This window comes from Lentimicrobium sp. L6 (genome assembly GCF_013166655.1).
GTDB lineage: Bacteria > Bacteroidota > Bacteroidia > Bacteroidales > UBA12170 > UBA12170.
In genome coordinates, this window is record NZ_JABKCA010000018.1 from 38570 (window position 1) to 63290 (window position 24721).

The window sequence follows — 24721 nt, forward strand, 5'->3', positions numbered from 1 at the left end:
ATTGTTATTAAATCTTCTTCTTCCTATCCAAATCAAATACTTCCAAATCATCAATTCTTCCCCTATCCAATACAAAACGAATACAGGTAATGCTTTTATGATAACCATTATTTCCGGCAGCGCCAGGGTTAATATGGAGGAGTCTTTTCTTTTTATCAGGCATCACTTTTAAGATATGGCTGTGCCCACTGATAAAGATATCTGGAAGATGAGCTTCTATGAGTTGACGAGCACGGGGTTGGTACCTTCCGGGATAACCTCCAATATGTGTCATATATATTTTTAGGCCTTCCACACCAAATATAGCATCTTCTGGCCAGGCTTCTCTGATTACAGAATTATCAATATTCCCAAAGACGGCTCGCACTGGAGCTATTTCTTTTAAATCTTCAATCACTTGTGCATCTCCCACATCTCCGGCATGCCAAATCTGGTCACAATCTTTCAAGAAGTTCTTCACTCGAGGATGCAAAACACCATGTGTATCTGATAACAAACCTATTCTCTTCATTCAATTTTCAATTGAGTTAACAGTGAATAACTAACAACTAATAGTTTGGTTTTGTTTGGAGATTAGTCATTTAAATTTAGTTGTTCACTGTTCACTTATTCCTTAATACTTCGAATTCCCAAAATTAACTGTAATCTGATATTCGCTTCTCACATATTCTCCGTTTGCTTTGGCTGGTTCCCATTTGAGCATTTGAATCAAACGATAGGCCTCCTCGGTACAGCCTCCGCCAAGTCCTTTAATTTCTCTGAAATTACTCAATCTGCCACTAGGCTCAACTATAAATGCAATTTCTACTTCTCCTTTAATTCCTTGTTTTACTGCTGCGTCAGGAATTTTAATATACTCTGAAATAAATTTATAAACATTTACTTCTTTATTTTTATAAAATGGCTTTGTCTTTTGCTCCAACTTGCTATTTGGCCTTAATGTCATTTCTGACGAGTAGGGAGTATATGGAAAAGGAGGTTGATCGTATCCTCTTTTTTTGACCAATTTATCATATTTCTTAATTTTAAATTTTTGATATTTTTTTTCTTGTGACGCACATACTGCGCCATCTTTATTGCCAGGAACCCAAGTTAAATACTTCATCATTTCGATATAAGCTTGGTCTAATTCTGGATGAACAGATTGAACCACTTTGAAATCTTTACCGAAACCATCTTCTCCCACCGTAAAAAAGATGATGATTTCTCCTTCGGCCTTGGCTTCCTTGGCCGCTTGTGGATAATATATTTCCTGTTCGAAAACCATTTTATAATTATAGCTTCCTCCAACAATTTCAGCGGGATAGGAAATGAATTGAGCAAAAATGCTATGGCTAATCATAGCCAATACAAATAGAAATATGGACTTTTTCATAATTGTGTGTTTAGATGTTCAAAGATAATAAAAAACCAAAGATGGAAACCTAAACTACTGTTATTACTGTGCTTATACTTTTATTTATTCAAGTGGTTTTTTGGCATAACTTTTGGTCTATAAGTAAGTCTTAAAAACATATAACTATGAATCGATTTCTTAAGTTTTTTGGTTTTCTTTTAATCATGGCCACTCTAGTTTCTTGCTCTCAAAGCAATAAACTCAATAAATATAATACAGCAAAACAATATGTTGATGAATTTCCAGGTAGGATGATGCAGCAACAGGTGTTTCATGTAAATGATAGCCTGTCAGAACTATCTATTAGGGTATTACCATCATTAATTCCTAATTTAAAGAGCAATCAGCTGGAAATATATAGCTATATGACTTTAACTTATGCGGTTTATACTTCCATGAATAAAAAGGATGTGATAGAAACGGACTCCTATAAGCTTAGTGAATTATTGGCTTTTGATCAGATCCAAAATGGAGTGGCTCAGATAAAAATTCCACTTCCTTTGGTGCAAAATTCCAATTATGTGATTTTGGTGAGCCTTCAAGACCCAGTAAATAAAAGCAATTATTTAAAGTTTCTGAGGATTTTTAAAACTGAGGATGCCGCTGAGAATTATAGAGTCTTAGATGAGAACAATGAAATATCTTGGTTTCCATGGTTAGAGTATGGAAAGCAAGTCAGAATACAGTATCGGTATACAGGTGCTAAGGTTCTTCACCTAAGTTATATAAAACCACAATTTTCTCCAGCAAAACCACCATATTCCAATCTAGAACAAGTGGAATTTTCTAAACCAGAAATTTTTGAAGGATTCGATCTTGGTTTGCAAGATGGTCTTTCTTCTTTAATACAATTACCAAAATCTGGAGTTTATAAAATCCATGCAAAAAAGGATGATTTAGCAGGAAAAACCATAGTGCAGTTTTATGATGACTTTCCATCAGTAAGCTCCGATGCTCAAAAAGTGTTTGCCCTAAGATATTTAAATGCCAGAAAAGAATTTTCAATGATGTTGGGCGACGACCCTGCTCATACCATTAATGAATTTTGGTATTTTGAGGACAGAACAAAGGAGAGGAGTCAGGAAATGATGAAAACCTATTATGCCCGAATGTTAAGAGCGAACAGAATCTTTACTACCTATAAAGAAGGCTGGAAAACAGATCGAGGAATGATATTTATGATTTATGGTCCTCCAGATCATGTGTATCAAGAACAGGCCAGTGAGGTATGGGAATATGGTCCTGATGCCGATTATAATGATCTTAAGTTTGTGTTTAACATCGTGAACACGCCGCTAATAGATAAAGAATTTGTACTGGAGCGCAGTGAAAGCTATAAAAGCTCTTGGTACCAGTTATTAGATCATTGGCGAAACCAATAGTTAGTGCTTGCTAGAAAACGCCAATTTCTTCGTTACTCTTGTTTTGAAAACAGTTATCCCGACATTTATAGTCGGGACGCCTGACTTTCAAAACTGCGAAAGCCTCGAACTTGACGTCTTCTGACTAAGCACTCCAAAATTAAGCAGTTTTCGTGCAGGCACTAGTTAGCTCTGCTGTAAAGTAGATTAGAGACAGATATAAAAAGAATAACTACTTAATGGGCTTGTCAAAAGACAATCTGAAAACAGCGCTTTTGCTATTAGATGAAAAAAATCTCAAAAAATAGGGTTACGAAAACCCCAAAAAGAGTATTAATAGATATATCCCTCCTCAATTATTTCTTTTCAGTCATTATTCAATTTAAATTTACGTATATAAAGAATATTACTATATTTGTTCAAGTTATTTTTTAAATTATCGCATGGAAACCATAGAAAAGTCTAATATACAAATATATAAGGCGAAAAAGCAAAATAGACATACCCCCCCCCGTATTACTACCTATAGAGCATATATTCAGTACTGTTTTATTAATTTCTTTGTAAAAGTATAGGGCTATGTTTGGTGTGATACAAAGCAAAAAAAGGATTTATCAATTGGAGGCAAGCGAATTTACTTAGCTGGCTGGCGGCCATTGTTTCGCTTATTTGGTCAATTTGTTATGATAAAAAAGAAACAATCAGCCCGTCCTTAGCTCTCACCATTTTCGCAACAAATCCGGGGTAAACTTAGAATCGGGCCGAATAAGCTACAAAAGTAGTAATAATATATGCTGATAGCAATTAAGTAATGTTATCGGTGAGAGAAAGTCATTGGAATTTAATTAGAAGTACATTCTTTGAGCTTTCTTATAATTTCTTTTCATTCATGAAAAAGTAGTTATGGTATGCTATTATAATAGCATTTATGGTTTCATCTGTTTCTGCACAAACAGATATAAAAAAAGTAGAAAACAAACTAGAGTTGGATAATTCAAATAATAAAAATGGTAAAACCCTTACAAATTACTGGACACTTGCCAATAAAGCAGATTTATATTACGATGCTGATAATGTGGGAATTGGAACTAGCAGACCGAATTCTAAATTAGATGTTAGCGGAACAATTTCTGCAACGGGTTTAATTTTGCCAAGGGGGAATACAGGAGATGTTTTAACCGCTGGTAGTTTTGGAACAGCCTATTGGGCTGCACCAAGCACAGGAGGTAGTGGAGGTGACCCTTCGCCCTGGAGTACGGAAAGCAATGGTATAAGTTATAATTCAGGAACTTCTGCTAATGTTGGTATTGGGAAAGCAAGTACAAGTGGTTTTAGATTAGATGTAAACGGTAAAATTAGAACTAATTCAGAGTTAAATTTTGCTTCAACAACAAATGGTTTGATAAGTTTTGGAAGTTCAACTACTGGTAAAACGATTCTACTAAAATCACTATATGGAGGTGGTGGAGCTGGGAAAGCTAGTTTGAGAGGTATGAGTATTGATAAATGGGGAAATGTTGGAATTGGAATCGATGATGCCAATGATGCCAATGCACTTGAGGTGATTGGGAGAACAAAAACTACAAATTTCCAAATGACTAGTGGTGCTGGAAATGGCAAGGTCTTAGTTTCCAACAGTGCGGGTTTGGCCAGTTGGAAAAGTATAGGAACTGTAACAGAACCAGGTTTATGGGAAGAAAGTAATGGCAATATTTATAGAGCTAATGGCAAAGTAGGAATTGGAACGAATAACCCCCAATCTCCATTGGATATTGATTTTGGGTCACAAACGATAGGATTGAGATTTGTTGGAGCAACATACTCTGGAGGCAATACCTATTCTGATTTTCTAATGGAGACTAGTCATGAGTCAGGTAAACCTGAATTAACATTTAAAACTAGTTCTAGTAGTGCTCGTTATAATTGGGCTTGTCAAGGAGTAGATAAAATGACATTAGAAATGGTTTATTATGGTGATCCAAGTGCCACAAGGCTTACCCTTCACGACGGAACCTTCATTACAAAAAAAATAAAGATAACAACCAATACCGATGTTACAGGTTACGTTTTAACAGCTGATGCTGATGGTGATGCAAGTTGGCAAGAACCCCAATTTAAGGATATAAATGGAAATCTATTTTTTAATGGAAAAATTGGTATAGGAACAGAAAATACTGGAATTCATGAGTTAGCAGTTAACGGCTCCATTAACGCCAAAGAAATTATAGTAACCGAAACAGTCCCCAGTTCCGATTATGTATTTGAACAAGATTACCCATTAATGCCCTTAACAGAGCTAGAAAACTACGTAAACACTAAAAAACATTTACCAGAAGTAAAGAGCGCCAAGGAGTTTGCCGAAAATGGATACAACCTTGGGGAAATGGATGATGTCTTATTAAGGAAGGTGGAGGAATTGACTCTTTATATTATCCAACAGCAAAAGGATATTGCTCAACAGCAGAAGGAGATAGATAGTTTAAAAGAAAAACTTGAAAACCAATAAAAACATAACAATATGAAAAATATAGTTTTAATACTTGCAGCACTTCTAATTGGGTTGAGCTCTTGTAAAAAAGATGAGGAGACGGAACCACAAATTAGTAAGGATGATTTGCTATGTCAAGAATGGAATATTGATAAATATACGATAAATGGGGAAGTAGTAAATTATATGATGGATTTTCAATGGGAGTTTATTGGTGATGGAAAGCTAATCAATACCTTTGTTACCACAGGAATTACAGATACAACAACTTGGGCTTGGGTTGATAATCAAGAAAATATTGAAATTGAAGGTTTTGATAAAGGTTTAAAGGCATCAAAACTAAAAAAGAGACTTTTCAAATATGATATTACGAAACTAAACTCATCCAATCTAATATTGGAATCGCTAAATGAAGATGAAATTATCATCATTGAATTTAAAAGGTAGTATTAGAAATTTAGTTAAATAATAAGAATATGAAAAGATATATAATAAAGATAATTATAATTATTTTTCTAGTAAATCTGATTCCTCCAACTACATCTGCTCAAGATCTTAGTGAAGAACTGCATGAGAAGTATTGGTGGTATAGACATAGGTTCCGGCAGTACTTTATAGACATAGGAGCAGGCGAGGGTAAAAGCTTAGTAGCATCGAGGCATAAATGGAGAGGACAAAACATTTCAGTTGGAGATCAGACTATTAAATTAGGATGGTATATGGGAGTTCTTGCACTGGAGTCATACCAACTAGAAGCTGAAGTGGATGAGTTTAATGATATGACATTGACAGAGCTTTATTACGCTTTGCAAACATATGAGAGATTAGATATGTGTGAAGATAAAGCCCCATGGAACCAAACAGCAGAACATGATGGTTTTTTTATGCGCCATGATGTGTCTTTAACTGATGGAACTTATGGCTTAGGCTATGGTAATGGCCCATTTAATTTCGATATGTCCAATTTTAATCAAGGTATAGACCCTTCAATAGATCATTACACAAAAGCTGTACCAGGAATGCCATTTTATGCAGATAGATTTTGGGCTGATAATAAATCTGTACCTCCTTCATATGAAGAGCAAAAGTTTGAAGAAATGAGTATTGATCAGGCAGCTGCTTTATTAATGGGTTTAGCTCTAGTAAAGAAATTTGCCCCTGATGGTTTCGTATGGTTTTATAATACTGAAACAGGTTATAATATGCCATTTAACTTTCGACAATGTGCTAAAACAAACGCGTTGAAAATAGCAGAGCATTTAAGAGAAGGTGCAACTGATGGATTAGAACTCCTTGAAGAAGACAATATTTGGTGGTCTTTGGCCGTTGCGAATTCTGTAATACCTGCCACCCCTGCTCATCCTGAGTTTTATGGAGTGCAAAATTGGGTTGTGAAAAATCCTCATGGAGATAAAGTTGGTAGAGAGGCTTGGAATGCTAGATTTATAAGATATGGTGTTAAAAAGGCTGTGGAGGAAATTACAGGTGAAACATTTAATCAACAAACTGGAAATGGAGCTAGTATTTGGGAATTCATTGCTGTTTTACAAGATTTTTCATTTTGGATTGGCCCTTATTATTCTAGAATTATTTTAGCTAATTTAGCTGTTGTTGGTGATTCTTGGGATCATTCATTAGGTCCTATTCAACTTAGAAGAACACCTGGTGTAATTTATAGACTTTTGAAAAAAACTAAAGAAGATGTTCGTACAGATCATGAGCTGTTTTATGGATTACTCTGGTCAGCTTTGCACATAACCGAATGGGAAGACAATTACCGTAAAATACAAGAACATGATTATATTGAAAGAATAGAGAGTATATTAGCTTCCGCTCCATTATGTGGGCCTTATAACTATAGTTGGAAGGGAAATGGAATTGAGCAAAATATTCCTTTTGATTTTGATGGTTGTGATGATTGTTTACTTCCAAATATGGCACCTCCAGGATGGCGAGCAGGAAATAGGTTTCAAAATGGTCCAGAAGAATTTAAATCAGGAATAAATGATAGTCATGGTATTTATAATGGGATTGATTATATGATGATGTATTTACTTTATAGAAGGTACCAAATGTGGCATCTTGGTGAACATAATGGTTATGCTTATTTTCGGAATATGGTTTATTCTAATGTTGAACAATCATACCCTTTTGAAAATAATGGAACAGATTTTGGTACTATTCAAAATCCAGCAAACTTAAGGACTTTTGAAACTATGAATTATAATGGAAGTATCGGAAGTGCTTCAAATGAAACTGGTAGTTTAAATCTTATTGCTGGTCATAAAATTAAGCTCACACCTGGGTTTCATGTATACCAAGGCTCATCTTTCAGTGCAAAAATAGAAGAGTATAATTGTTTTGAAATCTCTAATAGTAAATCTTCTTTTAGGGATAATAATTATATTAAACCAATTAACAATGATTTGGGTGTTATGTATCAATCAAAACTTGATTCTGACAATAAAACTGCAGCCATTGAAATACATAATAATTCAAATATTGTATTATATCCCAACCCTGCTAAAACTGAAATAAAAATTGCTTGTGATATTGACACAGATCAAATGATTTATAAAATCTTCAATCAACAAGGTCAATATTTATTTGAAGGTAAACTATACCAAAATAAAGGAATTAATGTTAATGACCTATCAAATGGTTTTTATTATATCGAAATATTTAATAAAAAAGGCATAGCATTTAGAGAAAAATTTATTGTAAAACACTAAAAAATATGATATGAAAAAAGCGTTTTTTTATCTCCCAATAATTCTATTGATTTTAATAATCAGTTCCTGTAATGACTGTAAAGAGCCAGGTTGTCCTAATTTAACATCTGATGAGTCATCCTGGTTCCCGTATAATGAATATGACTCCTTGATTTTCAAAGATAATATATCTGATACAATTTTGAATTCAATTTTAAGGGGCTATGAGAATGGTTCAAATCTTTATACCCCATCTAATGGTGATGAGTGTAATAAATATTGTAATGCTGGAATGGGAATCCGTTCACGGTATTCTATTAATAATCAAGAAGTGTTTAAGAGCAATTTTTTTATTAATAGAATAAATGAAACTCTTTATGTGGTCATACATCCTTTTGCAAGTATAGATGGTAGTCATCATGACTCGGAGAGTTATTTCGATTTGAGGTATGCCATAAAATTAGACAGCATAAACATTAATGGGAACTTGATTAAAGATGTTTATCATTATACCTGTAAACCACAGCAAGAAGAAGTAGCTGAAACCTATGTAAAAAAAGGCATGGGCTTGGTAAAAATAGTTTTTAGAGATGGACAAGAATATGAGTTGGTAGAGCATATAAAAGCGAAATAAACAATAAATTGTCAGGGCGCGAATGAATTGTATTATGTGAAATATTCGCACCCTGACTTCATTTATTCAAAAACAAAACAAATGAAACGAACATGAATTTTAGCATTCTAACTATACACACGAGAATGATTAAAATTCATCGAGAGTTCCATCTGACAAATGAAAATAAATTATAAACAGATGAAAAAATCAATTTTAACATTATTCATTTTTGCAGTGCTATTTTCAGCCTGTAAAAAAGAGGAGGAAGAAGAGCCAACACCTCCTACAAAAGAAGAATTATTATGCCAAACATGGAATGTTGATACCTATTATTTAAATGGCCATGGCTATGCCTATCTCACTTGGCAATATGTTTGGAAATTTAAAACCGATGGTAGCATAGAGTGGCGTAAAATAGAAAATGGTGAGCTTTACAAAACCACCAGTTGGGCTTGGGCCGAAAACCAAACCGCATTGGATATCACAGTTCCCGATTGGAATGACAAAACAGCCCGCACCACAATTAAAAAGCTTACAGAAACTGAAATGATATTAGAACCAGGGGAAACTGATATTGTTTTGGAAATGACCTTTTCTAGGTAGCTTAGCTGGACCGCTCCTGTTTTTCGCACTGGGAAACCCTTACCAAAAACGAAATATTTTTGTCAAATGTTTTTGCTCATCAGTAATTATTAAAACTTGCTTTTCTGTAGGTTTATCATTAGGATTGGTGACTTTTATCTCATTGAAAGCCATAGCTATTATTATGATCTGTACCGGACTAAGTTTAATTATTTTTGTATTAATGAGTTCCCATATAACTATGGAGAGTATACAGTCCATAATTTTTAATGAGTCCTATTGATGAAAACAAGAGGAGTAACTCTGATGGGATAAGATTTATATTCAATTTCTTTGTCAAATACGAAACCAAAATCAATATAGCATACATCATTCTTTTGTCTTAATATTTTTCTTTTTGATTGTACTTTTAAGCTAAAAGTACCAAAATCTTGTCCAAACAAATGCCCTACCTCCTCTATAAAAATGATGATTTTTTAGCGCTAAGTAGAAAAATAATGACAATGTAGGATTCTAATGGTATTCAAAATCTCGATATAGATTCTTTTACATTGCAAATTCTGTTGTCATCATTTTAAAACGTAAACGCCTTAGCGAAAAATCTATCATTTTTACATTCACCACTCAGCTGGCCTCCCTGTTTGGACAGGCCTTCCCGCAGTCTTCGAATCAAGAATCTAGAAATAATAGAACTGTAGAGCTTCAAATAGAAAATAATGGTATGTATAAATGGTTTTACCCCCGCAAAGTTTATAAAGACTTCCACAGGAAGTCTACTCCGCCTTATCAGGAAGTCGTTAAACGGAGTAAATGGATTGAAGGAATAATAAACAATACTGTTTGACGCTCGTTAGTGACACTCTGTAGGATGTCACTATAAGGAGGAGTTTATTGTTTTTCCGAAAATTCATTTGTGGAGTAGACTTGCTGATACAGCGGCTGTTTTTGCTGCCCTTTTTCGAAAAAGGGCATAATAAAAAATATTTAAACAAATATTAAGCTGGGACACCTAAAATCAAGCTCACTAGTTTCTAGATTATTACTGCAATAAATTGATTGATGGTCATCTATATAATAATTACAATATGGCTATATGATATACGCCTGAGCTTTCAATATTATTTCTAAATTTGCAAGCTTATAGAAAAATTATAATGAACATATTAATAGGTAAAGACGCATTAGATTTAAAAGCCTTTGAACAAGTTGTTTTACATAAAGCTAAAGTGGAGATTGCTCCCGAAGCTATTGAACGAGTTGAGAAAAGCTTCAAATTTCTAAAAGATTTTACTGCTGAAAAAATCATATATGGTATTAATACTGGTTTTGGCCCAATGGCTCAATATCGTATTGACGATGCTGATTTAAAGCAGTTACAATATAACTTAATTAGAAGTCATGCTGCTGGAAGTGGCCATATCATTGACGAAATATATATTAGAGCGGCTATTCTAGCTCGAATGAATACTCTTTTATTAGGATATAGTGGGATTCATGTGGAGGTGGTGGAGCAATTGGCTCGTTTCCTCAACTTGGAGATTTACCCGATCATACCAGAACATGGTGGAGTAGGAGCTAGTGGTGATTTGGTTCAGTTGGCTCATATTGCCTTGGGCTTGATTGGCGAAGGTGAAGCTATCTATAAAGGAAAGCGTCAGCCCATGGCTGATATTTTTGCCAAGGAAAACTTAACACCGATAGGAATTCATATTCGTGAAGGATTGGCTTTGATTAATGGAACAAGCACCATGACAGGGATTGGTCTTGTTAACCTCATCAATGCACGAAATCTTTATGGCTGGGGAATCTATTCCAGTGCCATGCTGAACCAAATTGTAGAAAGCTATGATGATCATATTTCCTCTGCTTTAAATGGCGTGAAAAAGCATAAGGGACAGAATGAGACTGCTGCTCATATGCGTGAGCTTCTCTCTGATAGCAAGCTCCTCCAGAAGCGCGAAGAAAAGCTTTTCAATGGAACCAATAGCGAAAAAGTATTCTCTGAGAAAGTTCAAGAATATTATTCTCTACGTTGTGTACCTCAGATTTTAGGGCCTGTTCTTGAGACTATTGAGAAGAGTGAAGAAATTTTAATCGGTGAAATAAATTCAGTAAATGATAATCCAATTATCGACGCTGAAGCTCAAAATGTATTTCATGGTGGGAACTTCCACGGCGATTACGTTTCATTCGAAATGGATAAGCTTAAAATGGCCACCACCAAATTGTCCATGCTCATGGAGCGTCAGTTGAATTTTTTATTGAACGATAAAATCAACGAAAAACTTCCTCCATTTGTGAATTTGGGTGTTTTAGGTTTGAATATGGGAGTTCAAGGTATGCAGTTTACTGCCACCAGCACCGTTGCTGAAAATCAGATGTTGAGTAATTCCATGTATGTACATAGTATCCCTAATAATAACGACAATCAAGATGTGGTGAGTATGGGAGCCAATTCAGCGTTAATAGCAGAAAAAGTCATTAAAAATAGTTTTGAAGTGATGGCTGTTCATATGATTGCCATCATTCAAGCTGTAGATTATCTGAAGTTTGATGACAAATTATCTTCTAAAACCAAAAGTACTTTCCTTGAATTAAGAAAAGTGGTTCCAAGGTTTGAGCAAGATGGAATCGGATATACTGATATTCAAAAGATGAGAGACTTCATATATAATCATCACATAGCTATTTAATATATGGGAAAAAACTACGCCCTTGTTACTGGAGGTTCCAGAGGAATTGGCAAAGCCATCGCCATCAAATTAGCCAGTGATGGATTTCATATCATCATCAATTATCGTTCTAATCATACCGAAGCTGAAATCACATTAAATCAGATAATTGAAGCTGGTGGTTCTGCAGAGTTACTTCCTTTTGATGTTTCTGATTTAGAAGCCGTTCAATCCGCTTTAGATTCTTGGCAAGAGAAAAACCCAGAAGCTTATATTCAAGTTTTGGTGAATAATAGCGGAATTAGAAAAGATGCCCTTTTGGTCTTTATGAAAGATGAAGAATGGAGCGATGTTTTAAATACCAATTTGAATAGTTTCTTCTATGTCACTCGTCCCCTAATCAAAAACATGCTCCTCAAAAAATCGGGGAGAATCATCAATATGGTTTCGTTAAGTGGATTGAAAGGCTTGCCGGGACAGACTAATTATTCAGCTACTAAAGGAGGTGTGATCTCAGCTACCAAAGCATTGGCACAAGAAGTAGCTAGGAAAAAAGTAACCGTAAATGCAGTCGCTCCGGGCTTTATTAAAAGTGATATGACTGCAGATATTGATGAAAAAGAACATAAGAAATTGATTCCTATGAATCGTTTCGGAAAACCTGAGGAGGTTGCTGATTTGGTATCCTTCTTGGCATCAGAAAATTCTTCCTATATTACAGGACAGGTGATATCAATTAATGGAGGTTTGTATACATAAAATAATCTTATTATGGCTCAACGTGTAGTAATTACAGGATTAGGAATTTATAGTACCATCGGTCTGAATGTGGACGAGGTAAAAGAATCATTATACCAAGGTAAATCAGGCATTGGCTTCGAGCAGGAACGTATCGATTTTGGCTATCAAAGTGGTTTAGCAGGTCATGTGCCGGAGCCTACACTCAAAGGGAAAATAGATCGCAGAATGAGGATAGGATTAGCCGAACAAGGAGCCTATGCTTTTATGGCTACGGAAGAAGCGATGCAAATGGCGAAAATTGACAATGATTATCTGGAGAAAAATGAAGTTGGAATTCTTTATGGAAACGATAGCTCAAGCAAAGCTGTTGTGGAAAGTATCGATGCACTAAGAGCCAAAAAAGATACGACACGAATTGGTTCAGGTTCTATTTTTCAATCTATGAATTCTACCATTTCCATGAATCTTTCTGTGATTTACAAATTGAGAGGAATAAATACAACCATCAGTGGAGCTTGTGCCAGTAGTTCTCATGCTATCGGAATGGCTTATCTGCTCATCAAGCAAGGTTTACAAGAAGCCATAGTTTGTGGTGGTGCACAAGAATTAAACTTATATGCCATGGGAAGTTTCGATGGTTTGGGTGCATTTTCTATGCGTAATAGTGATCCCACTAAAGCTTCTAGACCATTTGACAGAGATAGAGATGGTTTGGTGCCCAGTGGAGGAGGAGCCACATTAATTGTGGAGACTTTAGAGTCAGCTCAAAAAAGAGGAGCTACTATTTTAGCTGAAATCAAAGGATATGGTTTTTCTAGCGATGGAAGTCATATTTCTCAACCTAATGTGGATGGGCCAGGTCGTTCAATAAATATGGCATTAAAGCAAAGTGGTTTAATGGCTTCTGATATTGATTATGTGAATGCACATGCCACATCTACTCCGGTAGGTGACGCCAATGAAGCTCAAGCACTTTTCAAAACTTTTGGAGGGAAAATTCCTGTTTCTTCTACCAAATCCATGACAGGTCACGAAATGTGGATGGGCGGCGCTAGTGAGGCTATTTATTCCATTCTCATGCTTCAAAACGATTTTATGGCTCCAAATATCAACTTTGAAAATCCAGATGAACATTCCGCTAAATTAAATATTGTTCAACAGACCAAAGAGGCCAGTTTTAAAAGGATTTTATCCAACTCTTTTGGCTTTGGAGGAACCAATTCTTCACTAATTATTGAAAAATTTGCTAAATAATTAATTGCTGCTATTAAATTCTAATTTTTCTTTTAATTTTGTATGCCCAAAAAATGGAGAGATTAATGGAAAAGAATGTTATTATTTCTAAAGTTAACGAGTTTTTAATTGATGAATTTGAGATAGAGGAAGAAGACCTTCTTCCTGAAGCTACTTGGAAAGAGATGGGTATTGATAGCCTTGACTTTGTAGATATAGTAGTGGTAGTTGAGAATGTTTTCGGACTTGTAATTAAAGGAGAAGATATGGTAGGAGTAAAGACTTTAGACCAGTTTTACGATTTCATCCATCTTCGAATAAACTCTTAAGTTATGCCTTCCTGGAAAGGCCAATCAAGAGGAACACCCCTCGGTTATCAGATTTTTATTTACCTCATTAAATATGCGGGCATTCGTTCTGCCTATTTCTTATTATATTTTGTGGGTTTTTATTTTGTCTTCTTTGGCAATAAGAAACCACAACGTTTCTATTTTCAAAATATACTTAAACAATCTAAGTTCAAGGCATTTTTTAGCCGTTATAAAAACAACTTTCGTTTCGGTCAAGTATTGATAGACAAAGTAGCAGCCCTTTCTGGCCATGGTCAGCAGTTTACCTTCGATTTTGATGGAGAAGAGCATTTGCGAAATATGAGCGAAGGTGGTTTTATGATTGGTGCCCACATGGGAAATTGGGAAGTGGCCGGAGAATTATTAAAGCGTCTCGATACCAAAGTAAATATCCTAATGCTCGAGAATGAGCGTGATAATATTAAAGCCATTTTAGATGATGCCCAATCGGAAAAGACCATGAATATCATCCCTCTAAAAGATGATTTAAGCCATATTCTAGCCATAAAAAATGCTTTGGACAGAAATGAAATGATTGTGATTCATGGGGATAGATTTGTAGAAGGAGCACCTTTTATTCCTTCAAAACTCATGGGTAGAGATGCTCATTTTCCATATGGTCCCTTTTATTTGGCAGCGCGATTTAATAAGCCAGTGAGCTTTGCCTTTGCATTTAAAGAAACCGCTAAGCATTATCATTTTTATGCTACTGAAGGAAAAACCTATCCCAAAATAAAAAGTATAAAAGATAGAAAAGTAGTGAGTGCTGCTATTTTGGAGGATTATATCAAACAGCTCGAAACCATGATTGAAAAATATCCCCATCAATGGTTTAATTTTTTCGAGTTTTGGGAGGAGGAAAAAAACTTAAATTAGCAGCATGGAAAAAAAGAAGGTTTTAGTGGCTTATTATAGTCAGTCGGGGCAAGTAAGAGAAATTATCGACCGTTTTTTAAGTCCCTTTGATTCTGATGAAAACTATGAGTTCTTTTTCCACCAAATTCAACCCCTCAACGACTATCCTTTCCCATGGACCAGCGAACAGTTTTTCGATTCATTTCCAGAATCTGTTACCGAGGTAGGCTGCGATTTAAAACCTTACCCTCCTCAGCTCAAGCAGAAATATGACTTAATTATATTAGGTTTTCAAACTTGGTTCTTATCTCCATCAATACCCACTACCGCTTTCCTTCAATCTCAAGATTTTAAAGATTTAGCAAAAGATACACCCATTATTACTATCAATGCTTGTCGTAATATGTGGTTTATGGCACAAAGAAGTATTCGAAATTATATTTCAGAAGCCAAAGGAAACTATATTGGTCATTTAGTTTTATTCGATAAAGTAAATAACCTAACCAGTGTCATCACTATTATGCATTGGGCTTTTACTGGACGAAAAGATAGAAAATGGGGATGGCTACCAAAACCAGGAGTCTCCGACCAAGATATTCAGAACAGTAATATCTATGGGGAAATTCTAAAAGAGAAGTGGGAGTCAGATCAGTTAAATGAGCTGCAAGAAGAGTATATTGCTAATAATGGAGTTCAGGTGTTACCTCATTTAATGAGCATGGAGCACAAAGCCAAAAGGATTTTTAAAATTTGGACCAAATTTGTGCTAAAAAAAGGAGGTCCAGGTAATCCAGCTAGAGTAGGTAGATTAAAACTATTCAAAAACTATCTTCTCTTGATGATTTTCCTCATGGCACCAATCGCAACAGTTGTATTTTATATCACTTATCCTTTGTTCTTTTTGAGGATTAGGAGGAATATAAAATACTATCAATCAGTGGTTTCTTAAGATTTTAACATTGTTTGCTATTGCTTAATAAACTTTGATTGATAAAAGTCATCAGAGTTTTTTATCTCAAATACATAAACTCCATGCTGTAAGTCTTTTATATTTATGTATGAGTTTTCTACTTGTATTAACTTAGAATATACACATTCTCCTTGAATATTCGTTATTTCAATAAGGTATGGAACATCAATAGCAGTAGGGCCTTCAAAACTTATATAGTCTCTGCTTGGATTTGGATAAATACAAATATTATCTTTTGCAATTGTATTGATATTTGTAATTAATGGATCTATACTTCTAATCAATTTATCTTGCTTTATACCATAGAGTAGGTTATTCTGATCGATATATAACTTCTTAATATATTGTGAGTTTTCATCTTGGATGTTTTCGAATGTTTCTCCATTATCATTAGAACGATATATACTCCCATTACTTGTTACAAATATTTCATTTTCTTCACTTATAGCGATATCTGTTATATGATAGCCATTAGCAACTTTTTCAAATTCTGTTTGGCCTTCAAGAAGTGCATAGATTCCATTTGGCTCAGGATAAAAACTATCCCAATCTCCAGTAAATACTTCATTTAAAGGGTTGATTTCTAAACAGTATACTTGGTGATTAAAAAGACCTGTAAAATCCCATGAATATCCACCATCAATAGATTTGTATACTCCGCCAGTATTATTATTCATTCCTATTGTACTCACATATAGTTCTCCAGAACTCGTCATATCTATATCAGAAGCATAGGCATTACTCTCACTATTAATATAAGTATGTTCCCAAGAATTGCCACCATCAAATGAGAATGTGATTAATGAACCATTTCCTCCCCAAAGACTAACATAAATGGTATCGTTTCCTATGCAGAATATTTTCATTACATTACCGAAACTCACATCCGGTAGGTCTGCAACTTCCCATGTCTGACCATTATCTTCTGACATCACAATACTTTCGGGGCCATTTTTTCCTAGAAATATTTTACCATTTTCATTAATATCAATACAGGATATACTTAATGATCCATTATTAAACATAGTTTCCCAAGTTTGGGCATTGTCAATAGACCGGTATAATGCTCCTATTTCTGTAGTAGCACCAGTTCCAATAAAAATATGACCTTGATTGTTGGTACTAATACATTTAATTGAAACTGTGTCTGGAAAATACAATTGTTCCCAAAAATCTTGTGCAAAGCTGTGTAATTCCATTACTAGAAGGAAAAAGAGAAAAAAAGATTTTAGTTTGAGGAACATGTTTTAACGTTTATAATTGGGTTTTATACTATGCTAGCTAGTTTGATATGAAGAAGTAAAAGTATTAAAAAATTTTGAAATCCCTTTTTGGTTAACCTAAGTGTTTCGTTAGTAGTTTTCTCATCAATTAATAATCAGTATTCTTCTTTTTAGTCTGATTTTGAATAGCATGATTCCTAATCTTGAAAAGCTGATAAATTGCGAGGATTTAATATATTTGCAGGTTCCAAAACTAAAGAATACGCAAGTGAATCACGTTTATATAACTGCATTATCAAAATTTTTACCCAATCAACCAGTTCCTAATGAGGAAATGGAAGATTATCTAGGGCTTATTGATGGAAAACCATCCAAATCTAAGAGAATCATCCTTCGCTATAATAAGATTAAAACTCGTTATTATGCTTTGGATAAAAATGGTAATAGTACCCATAGCAATGCGCAACTTTGTGCCGAAGCCATTCGTAATTTAGAGAGCTCCAACTTTTGTCTGAAAGACATGGAATTATTGGCAGGAGGTTCATCATCGCCTGACCAGCTTTTACCCTCTCATGTCTCTATGGTACAAGGAGAATTAGGACCTGATACTATTAATTCAACAGAGATATTGTCGGCTGGAGGAAGCTGTAATGCCGGTATGCAAGCTTTAAAGTATGCTTACCTCAGTGTGATGTCTGGCAATACAAAGAATGCCGTAAGCTTTGGTTCCGAGAAACAGTCTACTTGGATGCATGCCAAAAACTTCAAGTTAGAAAGCGAAAACTGGAAAGACTTAGAGAAACAACCCATCATAGGTTTTGAAAAAGACTTTTTGAGATGGATGCTATCAGATGGTGCTGCTGCTGCTTTACTAGAAAATAAACCCAATAAAGAAGGACATTCTTTAAAGATTGAGTGGATAGAATTTCGATCTTTCTCCAATGAGCTGGAAACCTGTATGTATGCTGCTTGTGATAAATTAAAGGATGGCAGCATAAAGCCTTGGCGTGATTATGATGCTGAGGAGATAATGACTAAAAGCCTTTTCTCCTTGCGACAGGATGTGAAGCTTTTGGGTAAGAATATCATCAAAAAAGGAGGTGAGTTTTTACGAGAAGTCATGGACAAACGAGATTTTGGAGTTGATGATGTGGATTATTTCCTTCCTCATCTTTCTTCTGAGTTTTTCCGTGCACATATCATCGAAGACTTAACCAATAACGATATAGTCATTCCTCAGGAAAAATGGTTTACCAATCTCACCAGAGTGGGAAATGTGGGTGCTGCCAGTGTTTACCTGATGATGGAAGAATTGTTCAATACCAATAAACTGAAAAAAGGAGATAAGCTATTACTAATGGTGCCTGAATCGGCTCGTTTTTCTTATGCTTATGCGCTACTAACTGTGGTGTAAAAAGCCATGTGGTTTTGAATATTCGTTACGACTTTGTTGAAAATATCGTCAACTAAGTTATTTGACTCAGTATTTAATTAATGATTAATTAAAAAACAAAAAGATGAAAAAGCAAATATTATTCTCAATCATTGCCATTTTAATGATAAGTATGACTATAATGGCCCATGCTCCTAAAAAGATAATCTTAACTTTTAACAAAGCCTCTAGTACTTTAACTGCGGATATGATTCACAAAGTAAAAGATGTGAATTCTCATTATATTTCTGATGTCACAATTTATGTGAATGGTGAAGAAGTTAAAGTCACTACTTTCGAAAAGCAAGCAGAAATTCTAAATGAAGAAGCCGATTTCAAATTGGATGGTATTAAAGCAGGTGATGAAATTAAATTGGTAGCCAAATGCAATAAGTTTGGAAAAAAGGCTGCAAAAATAGTGGTAGAATAATGGTCTCTGGATTGGAAAATATTAAGAAATACATTCCACAAAGGGAGCCCATGATGATGGTCGACCGATTGATTAGTCATGAAGACCGCAAATCGGTGAGTGGCTTTGAAATTCTATCCGATAATGTATTTGTTGATAATGGTGTATTTACTGAAGCCGGTTTGTTGGAGAATATGGCTCAAACAGCTGCTTTAAGCAAGGGATACGAAGTGACCGAAAAAGGTGAAGTGCCTCCTTTGGGTTTTATAGGTGCCGTAAAAGCTTTGAAAGTTCATCAACTTCCCCCAGTTGGAAAAATTCTTCAAACAGAAATCAATATCAAACATGAAGTGCTTAATGCAAGCATTGTTGAAGCGCAAGTGTTCTGTGACTCGGAAATCATGGCCAGCTGCGAATTAAAGATTTTTCTTAACCCTCAAATTTCAGAATCATGAAGAAGCAAGAAGTGCCTCAAGATGATGCCAATATGCTAGAAGGTAAGTTTACTGAGCCTTGTTATGCAGTAGATGAGGAGGGTAAATATATAAAAGTAGGCAGTGTTGGTTGGGAACCGAAAAATGTAATCATGCAGCAAGCATGGGATGCGGTTCACGAGAGGGTGGAGGAGATTAGAGAACAAGTAGAAGCCAATGAATTGAGTCCTATTGCCTATTATATGGAAAAACAACTCATGGATTTGAGTGTATTGTCAGGTTATACTGGCTTTTTCCGCTGGACGGTAAAGCGTCATCTTAAAATGAAGAACTTCATTAAACTCAATGATAAGAAACTAGAAAAATATGCTGATGCCTTTGAAATCAGCATTGAAACACTAAAAAAGAAAGAACTACTTTAATGGCCATCGATTTTAAGCACGAACAATCAGCACATTGCGAAAATGGCGTTGCCTCAAACTTGCTCCATTTCTATGGAATAAAATTGAGCGAACCCATGATTTTCGGGATTGGCTCCGGATTGTTTTTCTCACACATGCCTTTTGTGAAGGTGAATAATATTCCAGTGACCTCCTTTCGACCTTTGCCAGGTGTGATTTTCCGCAGAGCGGCTCGTAGACTGGGTTTCTCGGTGAAACGAAAGAAATTTAGAAGTCCTGATAAGGGGATGGCTGCCTTAGATGGCCTCCTCCAAAAAGATATTCCTGTGGGAATGTTGGTGGGTGTTTATCATTTATCCTATTTTCCTGCACCTTATCGTTTTCATTTCAATGCCCATAACCTAGTGGTTTTTGGCAAAGAAAATGGGAATTATAAAATAAGCGATCCGGTAATGGATGACTATGCCAGCCTTACGGAAGCAGAACTGAAAAAAGTAAGGTTTGCCAAAGGTTTATTTGCTCCCAAAGGACACATGTATTGGGCTGATAAAATCCCTACCAATCCTGACTTTAAAAAAGCCATCATCAAAGGAATTCATCATACAGCAAAAGATATGTTGGGGATTCCTGTTCCCATGTTTGGTGTGAAAGGGATTCGTTTCATGGCCAAAAAAGTGAGGAACTATCCTACCAAATTAGGAAAGAGAAAAGCTTCTCAGTTTTTAGGTCAGATAGTGAGAGCTCAGGAGGAAATTGGGACTGGGGGTGCTGGTTTCCGTTTTATGTATGCTGCTTTTCTACAAGAAGCTGCCGAGATTTTAGAGTTAGATTGGCTCAATGACACGGCTGAAGAAATGACTCAGATTGGCGATTTATGGCGCTCTTTCGCGGTAGCTACTGCAAGAATAGTAAAAGACAGAAGCCAAGTGGAGGATGCTTATAATCAAGCAGCAGATATATTATTAGTCATCGCAGATAGAGAAGAACAAGTTTATAAAGACTTGAAGAAAATTAAAAAATAAGCACATGTCAGTGATATTAAAAGCCCAAACAGAAATAAAAGTTCGCTTCAACGAAGTGGATAGTTTACGCATTGTTTGGCATGGGCATTATGTGAAGTATTTGGAGGAGGCCCGAGAGGCTTTTGGAGCTAAATATGAAATGGGATATCTCGATGTGGAGAAGCATGGATTTGTTAGCCCAATAGTAAAAGTAGATATCGATTATAAACAACAATTGAGATATGGTGATACGGTTATTGCCGAAGCAGAATATGTAAATACGGCAGCTGCTAAATTGATGTTTAAGTATAGATTATATAGAAAATCGGATGGAGTACAGGTGGCTAAAGCCAAAACTATTCAGGTTTTTCTAGATATTAAAAATCTGGAACTGTCATTGAATCATCCTGCATTTGGTATAGAATGGAAGAAGAAGTGGGGATTGATAGAAGATAGTTAACAGGTAATAGTGAATAGCGAAAAGAGAATTGTGAACAGTTAATGTTAGCAGAGATATGCCAACAGCAAATGGCCAACAGTTAACTGCAATAAAAAGACAGTATGAACAAGAAAACATATATAGTAGGAGACTCCATGATTAGTTCTTTGGGATTTGGTACTGAGGAAAACATGAAGGCGTTATATGCTGGAAAAAGTGGCGTTCAGAGAATTGAGGATATTCAACTTTATCCTGAACCTTTTATGGGAGCTAGGCTCGATGATAAGCAATTAAACAGGTGTTTTAGTTCTTTATTGATGATGAGTAAGTTGCCCCAAGAGTTTGAGTTCACCAGATTCGAAAAAATGGCCATCATCTCCATGTCAGGAGTGTATCGTGAGCAAGCCTTTCCCACAGATAAAAACACCTTATTTATCCTTTCTACAACCAAAGGGAATATTGATCTTTTGCAAGAGGAATTGATGGAGAAATGGGGAAAGGAAAGAAGTATGCTATACAAAGCCGCTGAGGTCATTGCCCAATTCTGGGGATTCGAGAACAAAGCAAGAGTATTGTCTAATGCTTGTATCAGTGGAGTGGAGGCCTTACATATTGCTTCAAAATTCATTAAGCAAGGTGTTTACGAAAATGTAATTATTGTGGGTGCTGATATGCTCACCGAATTTGTGGTGAGTGGTTTTATGTCTTTTCAATCGCTAAGCGCTAATGTTTGCAAACCATTTGATGAAGGTCGTGATGGTCTGAACCTCGGAGAAGCCGCAGGGTGTATTTTCCTTTCTTCAAATGAGAAATATTTAAAGAATAATAAAGACATTTTAGAAGTATTGGGAGGAGGTTCAAGCAATGATGCCAACCATATTTCTGGTCCTTCTCGTACTGGTGATGGACAATTTTTTGCCATCAGCTCTGCTATGAAAGAAGCTGGAGTGACCAGTGATGATATCGATCATGTGTCAGCTCATGGAACAGCTACTCCATATAATGATGAAATGGAAAGCAAAGCTTTGAATTTAGCTGGACTACAAGAAAAGCCTGTTAATTCTTTAAAGGCCTACTTTGGGCATACTATTGGAGCTGCAGGTGTCATAGAGTCTATCGTTGCTATTCATAACCTCATCGACCAAAAAATACTCAAATCACTAGGTTTCGAAAAGCACGGTGTTTCAATGCCACTGCATATTTCACAAGAAACAAAAGATTATTCCATGAAAAACATCCTCAAGACGGCTAGCGGATTTGGGGGCTGTAATGCTGCTGTAATCATTAGTAAATCAGAAAAAGTTTAAGCTATGCAAGAAATAAAACATGTATATATTGCGAAGTCTTGCCTTTTTGTGAATGGGCAACTTGTTTTAAAGGGTGAAAACTCTATTTTTGTGAAGTATTTGAAAGAAGTCTATAAGTATGCTGATATCAAATATTCAAAGTATTTTAAAATGGATCCTTTGAGCAAGCTTGGCTTTTTAGCCGCAGAAGTTCTTTTAAAAGATAAAAAGTGTTCAGAAAGTGCAGAACGTAATGGCATTGTGCTTGAAAATAAGGTGTCTACCTATTTGGTGGATATGAAACATCAAATTACTATTAACGATAAGGAAAACTATTTTCCCAGTCCAGCCAATTTCGTTTATACCCTCCCCAATGTGATGACAGGTGAAATCTGTATTCGCCATGGTTTTAAAGGGGAGAATGCTGTTTTTGTGAATAATGAATTTGATGCCAAATTTGTGTGTCAATATATAAAAAGCATGTATACTGCAGATAAAGCTGATATGCTCATTGGTGGTTTTGTAGATGCTGATGAAGACGATTATGAAGCATTTGTCTTTTTTACAAAAAAGGAGGATGCTGAGCATATAGATGCCAAATTGATTGAAGAATTGTATCAGAAATCAAAAGCTTTGGCAACACAATAAAGAAAATAAGAAAAACATATAATAATGGATAAGTTAATACAAGAATTAAAAGTAGAGATCATAGAGGCTTTAAACTTAGAAGATATGGAGCCAGATGATATTGATATCAATGAGCCTTTATTTGGAGATGGTTTAGGATTAGATTCTATCGATGCTTTGGAATTGATTGTGTTATTGGAAAAAAACTATGGTATAAAAGTGGAAGATCCTAAAAAAGGAAAAGACATATTTGCCTCAGTTAAAACAATGGCAGAATACATTACTGCTCACCAAAAATAAAAGCTATAAATGGCTGAACGCATTGCAATAACAGGAATTGGTATCATTAGTTCTTTAGGTTTAAATGTGGAGGAGAACCTAGATTCTCTTCTGCATCAAAAATCGGGAATTAAGAGGATGGAGCTATTGGAAAGTATTCATAAGGAATTTCCAGTGGCTGAAGTCAACAAGACCGACGAGGAGTTAGCCGAGATTCTAGGAATAAAGTATAGTAGAGAATTTACCAGAACCACACTCTTGGCATTAATAGCGGCTCAAGAAGCTTGGAAAGATTCCTCAAAGGAGAATTCTAAGCGGGCAGGTGTTATTTCTGCTACTACAGTAGCCGGAATGCGGACTTCTGAAAAATACTATGCCGATTTTCAGAATGGAGGAGGAGAAAGCTTTTTCATTGATACTCACGATGCTGGAGATAGCACCGAAAGAATTGCAGATTTTTTAGGGATTAAAGACTTTATGACCACCATAAGCACTGCTTGTAGTAGTTCTGCCAATTCCATGATGTTGGGCTCAAGAATGCTTCGAAGTGGAAAACTCGATAAGGTTTTGGTTGGTGGAGTGGATGCTCTTTCTCTTTTTACTTTGAATGGATTTAATTCTCTTATGATTTTAGATAAAGAGCATTGTCGAAGTTTTGACCAAACTAGAGCAGGATTAAATCTAGGAGAGGGTGCTGCTTATTTAGTGTTAGAACGCGAAAGCGATTTAAGTCCTGAAAGTAAAGTTTATGCTTATGTGGAAGGTTATGCCAATGCTAATGATGCATTTCATCAAACCGCAAGTTCACCCGAAGGAAATGGTGCTGCTATGGCCATGTCAAATGCTTTAAAAATGGCTAATCTCAAGCCTGAGCAAATAGACTATATCAATGCTCACGGAACAGCTACCAATAATAATGATTTATCAGAGGGATTAGCCATCATGAAAGTATTTGGTGAGCATATTCCTCCAGTAAGTTCTACTAAGCCTTATACCGGTCATACCCTTGCTGCAGCAGGTAGTGTTGAGGCTGTTTTTGTGATTTTGGCTTTGCAAAACCAAATCATTTTTCCAAACCTTAATTTCTCCAATCAAATGGAAGAATTGAGCTTTTCTCCACAAACTGAATTAGTAAAAAAGCCTTTGAATTATGTGCTTTCTAATTCCTTTGGTTTTGGAGGAAATAATTCAAGTATCATATTATCAAGAAAATAA

26 protein-coding genes are annotated in these 24721 nt (G+C 35.5%); 22 read left to right on the forward strand and 4 right to left on the reverse strand.

The window, feature by feature from the left end; translation table 11 throughout:
- Nucleotides 1-7: 7 nt before the first annotated feature.
- Both HNS38_RS06420 and HNS38_RS06425 read right to left on the reverse strand, forming a co-directional pair.
- Nucleotides 8-511: a metallophosphoesterase gene (locus tag HNS38_RS06420; protein ID WP_172279106.1), complete on the reverse strand. Its 504-nt coding sequence runs from the start codon at nucleotides 509-511 to the stop codon at nucleotides 8-10.
- 102 nt (nucleotides 512-613) lie between these two features.
- Nucleotides 614-1375 carry an energy transducer TonB gene (locus HNS38_RS06425; RefSeq protein ID WP_172346165.1) on the reverse strand — a complete coding sequence of 254 codons (762 nt, stop codon included), beginning with the start codon at nucleotides 1373-1375 and terminating at the stop codon, nucleotides 614-616.
- Nucleotides 1376-1521: 146 nt separating this feature from the next.
- Between HNS38_RS06425 and HNS38_RS06430 the strand changes: the two genes are divergently transcribed.
- From HNS38_RS06430 to HNS38_RS06455, 6 genes are all read left to right on the forward strand, one after another.
- Entirely contained in the window at nucleotides 1522-2778 is a 1257-nt protein-coding gene (locus HNS38_RS06430; RefSeq protein WP_172279102.1) for a GWxTD domain-containing protein, read from the forward strand.
- Between the two features lie 907 nt (nucleotides 2779-3685).
- A complete protein-coding gene (locus HNS38_RS06435) occupies nucleotides 3686-5263 on the forward strand; it encodes a hypothetical protein (protein WP_172346166.1) in 1578 nt (525 codons plus the stop codon).
- Between the two features lie 12 nt (nucleotides 5264-5275).
- A complete protein-coding gene (locus HNS38_RS06440; protein WP_172279095.1) occupies nucleotides 5276-5692 on the forward strand; it encodes a hypothetical protein in 417 nt (138 codons plus the stop codon).
- Nucleotides 5693-5721: 29 nt separating this feature from the next.
- Nucleotides 5722-7977 (forward strand): T9SS type A sorting domain-containing protein, encoded by a 2256-nt coding sequence (locus HNS38_RS06445; protein WP_172279093.1) that lies wholly within the window; start codon nucleotides 5722-5724, stop codon nucleotides 7975-7977.
- 10 nt (nucleotides 7978-7987) lie between these two features.
- The gene (locus HNS38_RS06450) at nucleotides 7988-8590 is read left to right on the forward strand and encodes a hypothetical protein (RefSeq protein ID WP_172279091.1); all 603 of its coding nucleotides are present in this window, start codon (nucleotides 7988-7990) and stop codon (nucleotides 8588-8590) included.
- Nucleotides 8591-8770: 180 nt separating this feature from the next.
- The gene (locus tag HNS38_RS06455; protein WP_172279088.1) at nucleotides 8771-9175 is read left to right on the forward strand and encodes a hypothetical protein; all 405 of its coding nucleotides are present in this window, start codon (nucleotides 8771-8773) and stop codon (nucleotides 9173-9175) included.
- 39 nt (nucleotides 9176-9214) lie between these two features.
- Here HNS38_RS06455 and HNS38_RS06460 read toward each other — a convergent pair whose 3' ends face one another.
- On the reverse strand, nucleotides 9215-9415 hold the full coding sequence (locus HNS38_RS06460; protein ID WP_172279086.1) for a hypothetical protein: 201 nt from the start codon (nucleotides 9413-9415) through the stop codon (nucleotides 9215-9217).
- An 893-nt stretch (nucleotides 9416-10308) separates the two neighbouring features.
- On the opposite strand from HNS38_RS06460, the gene hutH reads away from it, so the two are divergent.
- The 6 genes from hutH (at nucleotide 10309) to HNS38_RS06490 (ending at nucleotide 15954) form a co-directional block, all read left to right on the forward strand.
- A complete protein-coding gene (gene hutH, locus HNS38_RS06465) occupies nucleotides 10309-11847 on the forward strand; it encodes a histidine ammonia-lyase (RefSeq protein WP_172346167.1) in 1539 nt (512 codons plus the stop codon).
- Nucleotides 11848-11850: 3 nt separating this feature from the next.
- On the forward strand, nucleotides 11851-12585 hold the full coding sequence (gene fabG, locus HNS38_RS06470; protein ID WP_172346168.1) for a 3-oxoacyl-ACP reductase FabG: 735 nt from the start codon (nucleotides 11851-11853) through the stop codon (nucleotides 12583-12585).
- A 12-nt stretch (nucleotides 12586-12597) separates the two neighbouring features.
- Nucleotides 12598-13821 (forward strand): beta-ketoacyl synthase, encoded by a 1224-nt coding sequence (locus HNS38_RS06475; RefSeq protein WP_172346169.1) that lies wholly within the window; start codon nucleotides 12598-12600, stop codon nucleotides 13819-13821.
- Nucleotides 13822-13886: 65 nt separating this feature from the next.
- Complete coding sequence (locus HNS38_RS06480; RefSeq protein ID WP_172279168.1) at nucleotides 13887-14129, forward strand: phosphopantetheine-binding protein; 243 nt, start codon at nucleotides 13887-13889, stop codon at nucleotides 14127-14129.
- A gap of 3 nt (nucleotides 14130-14132) precedes the next feature.
- Nucleotides 14133-15026, forward strand: a complete 894-nt coding sequence (locus HNS38_RS06485; protein WP_172279078.1) for a lipid A biosynthesis acyltransferase — start codon at nucleotides 14133-14135, stop codon at nucleotides 15024-15026.
- 4 nt (nucleotides 15027-15030) lie between these two features.
- Nucleotides 15031-15954 (forward strand): dialkylrecorsinol condensing enzyme DarA, encoded by a 924-nt coding sequence (locus HNS38_RS06490; RefSeq protein ID WP_172279076.1) that lies wholly within the window; start codon nucleotides 15031-15033, stop codon nucleotides 15952-15954.
- 17 nt (nucleotides 15955-15971) lie between these two features.
- Here HNS38_RS06490 and HNS38_RS06495 read toward each other — a convergent pair whose 3' ends face one another.
- Entirely contained in the window at nucleotides 15972-17219 is a 1248-nt protein-coding gene (locus tag HNS38_RS06495; RefSeq protein WP_172279074.1) for a T9SS type A sorting domain-containing protein, read from the reverse strand.
- 169 nt (nucleotides 17220-17388) lie between these two features.
- Here HNS38_RS06495 and HNS38_RS06500 point away from each other — a divergent pair, with 169 nt between their 5' ends.
- The 10 genes from HNS38_RS06500 to HNS38_RS06545 all read left to right on the forward strand — a co-directional run bounded on the left by HNS38_RS06500 (nucleotide 17389) and on the right by HNS38_RS06545 (nucleotide 24721).
- Nucleotides 17389-18612 (forward strand): beta-ketoacyl-ACP synthase III, encoded by a 1224-nt coding sequence (locus HNS38_RS06500; RefSeq protein ID WP_172279072.1) that lies wholly within the window; start codon nucleotides 17389-17391, stop codon nucleotides 18610-18612.
- 103 nt (nucleotides 18613-18715) lie between these two features.
- A complete protein-coding gene (locus tag HNS38_RS06505; RefSeq protein WP_172279070.1) occupies nucleotides 18716-19060 on the forward strand; it encodes a hypothetical protein in 345 nt (114 codons plus the stop codon).
- Entirely contained in the window at nucleotides 19060-19494 is a 435-nt protein-coding gene (locus HNS38_RS06510) for a hypothetical protein (RefSeq protein WP_172279068.1), read from the forward strand. The genes HNS38_RS06505 and HNS38_RS06510 overlap by 1 nt, the downstream gene beginning before the upstream one ends.
- Nucleotides 19491-19895, forward strand: coding sequence for a hypothetical protein (locus HNS38_RS06515; protein ID WP_172279066.1), 405 nt, complete (start codon nucleotides 19491-19493; stop codon nucleotides 19893-19895). Before HNS38_RS06510 ends, HNS38_RS06515 begins: the two co-directional genes overlap by 4 nt.
- Nucleotides 19895-20896: a BtrH N-terminal domain-containing protein gene (locus HNS38_RS06520; RefSeq protein ID WP_172346170.1), complete on the forward strand. Its 1002-nt coding sequence runs from the start codon at nucleotides 19895-19897 to the stop codon at nucleotides 20894-20896. The genes HNS38_RS06515 and HNS38_RS06520 overlap by 1 nt, the downstream gene beginning before the upstream one ends.
- A gap of 4 nt (nucleotides 20897-20900) precedes the next feature.
- Nucleotides 20901-21335 carry a thioesterase family protein gene (locus tag HNS38_RS06525; protein WP_172279062.1) on the forward strand — a complete coding sequence of 145 codons (435 nt, stop codon included), beginning with the start codon at nucleotides 20901-20903 and terminating at the stop codon, nucleotides 21333-21335.
- 101 nt (nucleotides 21336-21436) lie between these two features.
- The gene (locus tag HNS38_RS06530) at nucleotides 21437-22621 is read left to right on the forward strand and encodes a beta-ketoacyl synthase (protein WP_172279060.1); all 1185 of its coding nucleotides are present in this window, start codon (nucleotides 21437-21439) and stop codon (nucleotides 22619-22621) included.
- 3 nt (nucleotides 22622-22624) lie between these two features.
- A complete protein-coding gene (locus HNS38_RS06535) occupies nucleotides 22625-23248 on the forward strand; it encodes a 3-oxoacyl-ACP synthase (protein WP_172279058.1) in 624 nt (207 codons plus the stop codon).
- 24 nt (nucleotides 23249-23272) lie between these two features.
- Complete coding sequence (locus HNS38_RS06540) at nucleotides 23273-23527, forward strand: phosphopantetheine-binding protein (protein WP_172279056.1); 255 nt, start codon at nucleotides 23273-23275, stop codon at nucleotides 23525-23527.
- A gap of 9 nt (nucleotides 23528-23536) precedes the next feature.
- On the forward strand, nucleotides 23537-24721 hold the full coding sequence (locus tag HNS38_RS06545) for a beta-ketoacyl synthase (protein WP_172279054.1): 1185 nt from the start codon (nucleotides 23537-23539) through the stop codon (nucleotides 24719-24721).

What these genes read in the sequence shown, in the direction of transcription:
- HNS38_RS06495 (WP_172279074.1), bottom strand. Translation starts at nt 17,219, where the DNA reads ATGTTCCTCAAACTAAAATCTTTTTTTCTCTTTTTCCTTCTAGTAATG.
- HNS38_RS06510 (WP_172279068.1), top strand. Translation starts at nt 19,060, where the DNA reads ATGGTCTCTGGATTGGAAAATATTAAGAAATACATTCCACAAAGGGAG.
- HNS38_RS06535 (WP_172279058.1), top strand. Translation starts at nt 22,625, where the DNA reads ATGCAAGAAATAAAACATGTATATATTGCGAAGTCTTGCCTTTTTGTG.
- hutH (WP_172346167.1), top strand. Translation starts at nt 10,309, where the DNA reads ATGAACATATTAATAGGTAAAGACGCATTAGATTTAAAAGCCTTTGAA.
- HNS38_RS06455 (WP_172279088.1), top strand. Translation starts at nt 8,771, where the DNA reads ATGAAAAAATCAATTTTAACATTATTCATTTTTGCAGTGCTATTTTCA.
- HNS38_RS06450 (WP_172279091.1), top strand. Translation starts at nt 7,988, where the DNA reads ATGAAAAAAGCGTTTTTTTATCTCCCAATAATTCTATTGATTTTAATA.
- HNS38_RS06435 (WP_172346166.1), top strand. Translation starts at nt 3,686, where the DNA reads ATGGTTTCATCTGTTTCTGCACAAACAGATATAAAAAAAGTAGAAAAC.
- HNS38_RS06475 (WP_172346169.1), top strand. Translation starts at nt 12,598, where the DNA reads ATGGCTCAACGTGTAGTAATTACAGGATTAGGAATTTATAGTACCATC.
- HNS38_RS06430 (WP_172279102.1), top strand. Translation starts at nt 1,522, where the DNA reads ATGAATCGATTTCTTAAGTTTTTTGGTTTTCTTTTAATCATGGCCACT.
- HNS38_RS06505 (WP_172279070.1), top strand. Translation starts at nt 18,716, where the DNA reads ATGAAAAAGCAAATATTATTCTCAATCATTGCCATTTTAATGATAAGT.
- HNS38_RS06425 (WP_172346165.1), bottom strand. Translation starts at nt 1,375, where the DNA reads ATGAAAAAGTCCATATTTCTATTTGTATTGGCTATGATTAGCCATAGC.
- HNS38_RS06440 (WP_172279095.1), top strand. Translation starts at nt 5,276, where the DNA reads ATGAAAAATATAGTTTTAATACTTGCAGCACTTCTAATTGGGTTGAGC.
- HNS38_RS06545 (WP_172279054.1), top strand. Translation starts at nt 23,537, where the DNA reads ATGGCTGAACGCATTGCAATAACAGGAATTGGTATCATTAGTTCTTTA.
- HNS38_RS06540 (WP_172279056.1), top strand. Translation starts at nt 23,273, where the DNA reads ATGGATAAGTTAATACAAGAATTAAAAGTAGAGATCATAGAGGCTTTA.
- HNS38_RS06420 (WP_172279106.1), bottom strand. Translation starts at nt 511, where the DNA reads ATGAAGAGAATAGGTTTGTTATCAGATACACATGGTGTTTTGCATCCT.
- HNS38_RS06525 (WP_172279062.1), top strand. Translation starts at nt 20,901, where the DNA reads ATGTCAGTGATATTAAAAGCCCAAACAGAAATAAAAGTTCGCTTCAAC.
- HNS38_RS06485 (WP_172279078.1), top strand. Translation starts at nt 14,133, where the DNA reads ATGCCTTCCTGGAAAGGCCAATCAAGAGGAACACCCCTCGGTTATCAG.
- HNS38_RS06500 (WP_172279072.1), top strand. Translation starts at nt 17,389, where the DNA reads ATGATTCCTAATCTTGAAAAGCTGATAAATTGCGAGGATTTAATATAT.
- HNS38_RS06490 (WP_172279076.1), top strand. Translation starts at nt 15,031, where the DNA reads ATGGAAAAAAAGAAGGTTTTAGTGGCTTATTATAGTCAGTCGGGGCAA.
- fabG (WP_172346168.1), top strand. Translation starts at nt 11,851, where the DNA reads ATGGGAAAAAACTACGCCCTTGTTACTGGAGGTTCCAGAGGAATTGGC.
- HNS38_RS06480 (WP_172279168.1), top strand. Translation starts at nt 13,887, where the DNA reads ATGGAAAAGAATGTTATTATTTCTAAAGTTAACGAGTTTTTAATTGAT.
- HNS38_RS06530 (WP_172279060.1), top strand. Translation starts at nt 21,437, where the DNA reads ATGAACAAGAAAACATATATAGTAGGAGACTCCATGATTAGTTCTTTG.
- HNS38_RS06460 (WP_172279086.1), bottom strand. Translation starts at nt 9,415, where the DNA reads ATGGACTGTATACTCTCCATAGTTATATGGGAACTCATTAATACAAAA.
- HNS38_RS06445 (WP_172279093.1), top strand. Translation starts at nt 5,722, where the DNA reads ATGAAAAGATATATAATAAAGATAATTATAATTATTTTTCTAGTAAAT.
- HNS38_RS06515 (WP_172279066.1), top strand. Translation starts at nt 19,491, where the DNA reads ATGAAGAAGCAAGAAGTGCCTCAAGATGATGCCAATATGCTAGAAGGT.
- HNS38_RS06520 (WP_172346170.1), top strand. Translation starts at nt 19,895, where the DNA reads ATGGCCATCGATTTTAAGCACGAACAATCAGCACATTGCGAAAATGGC.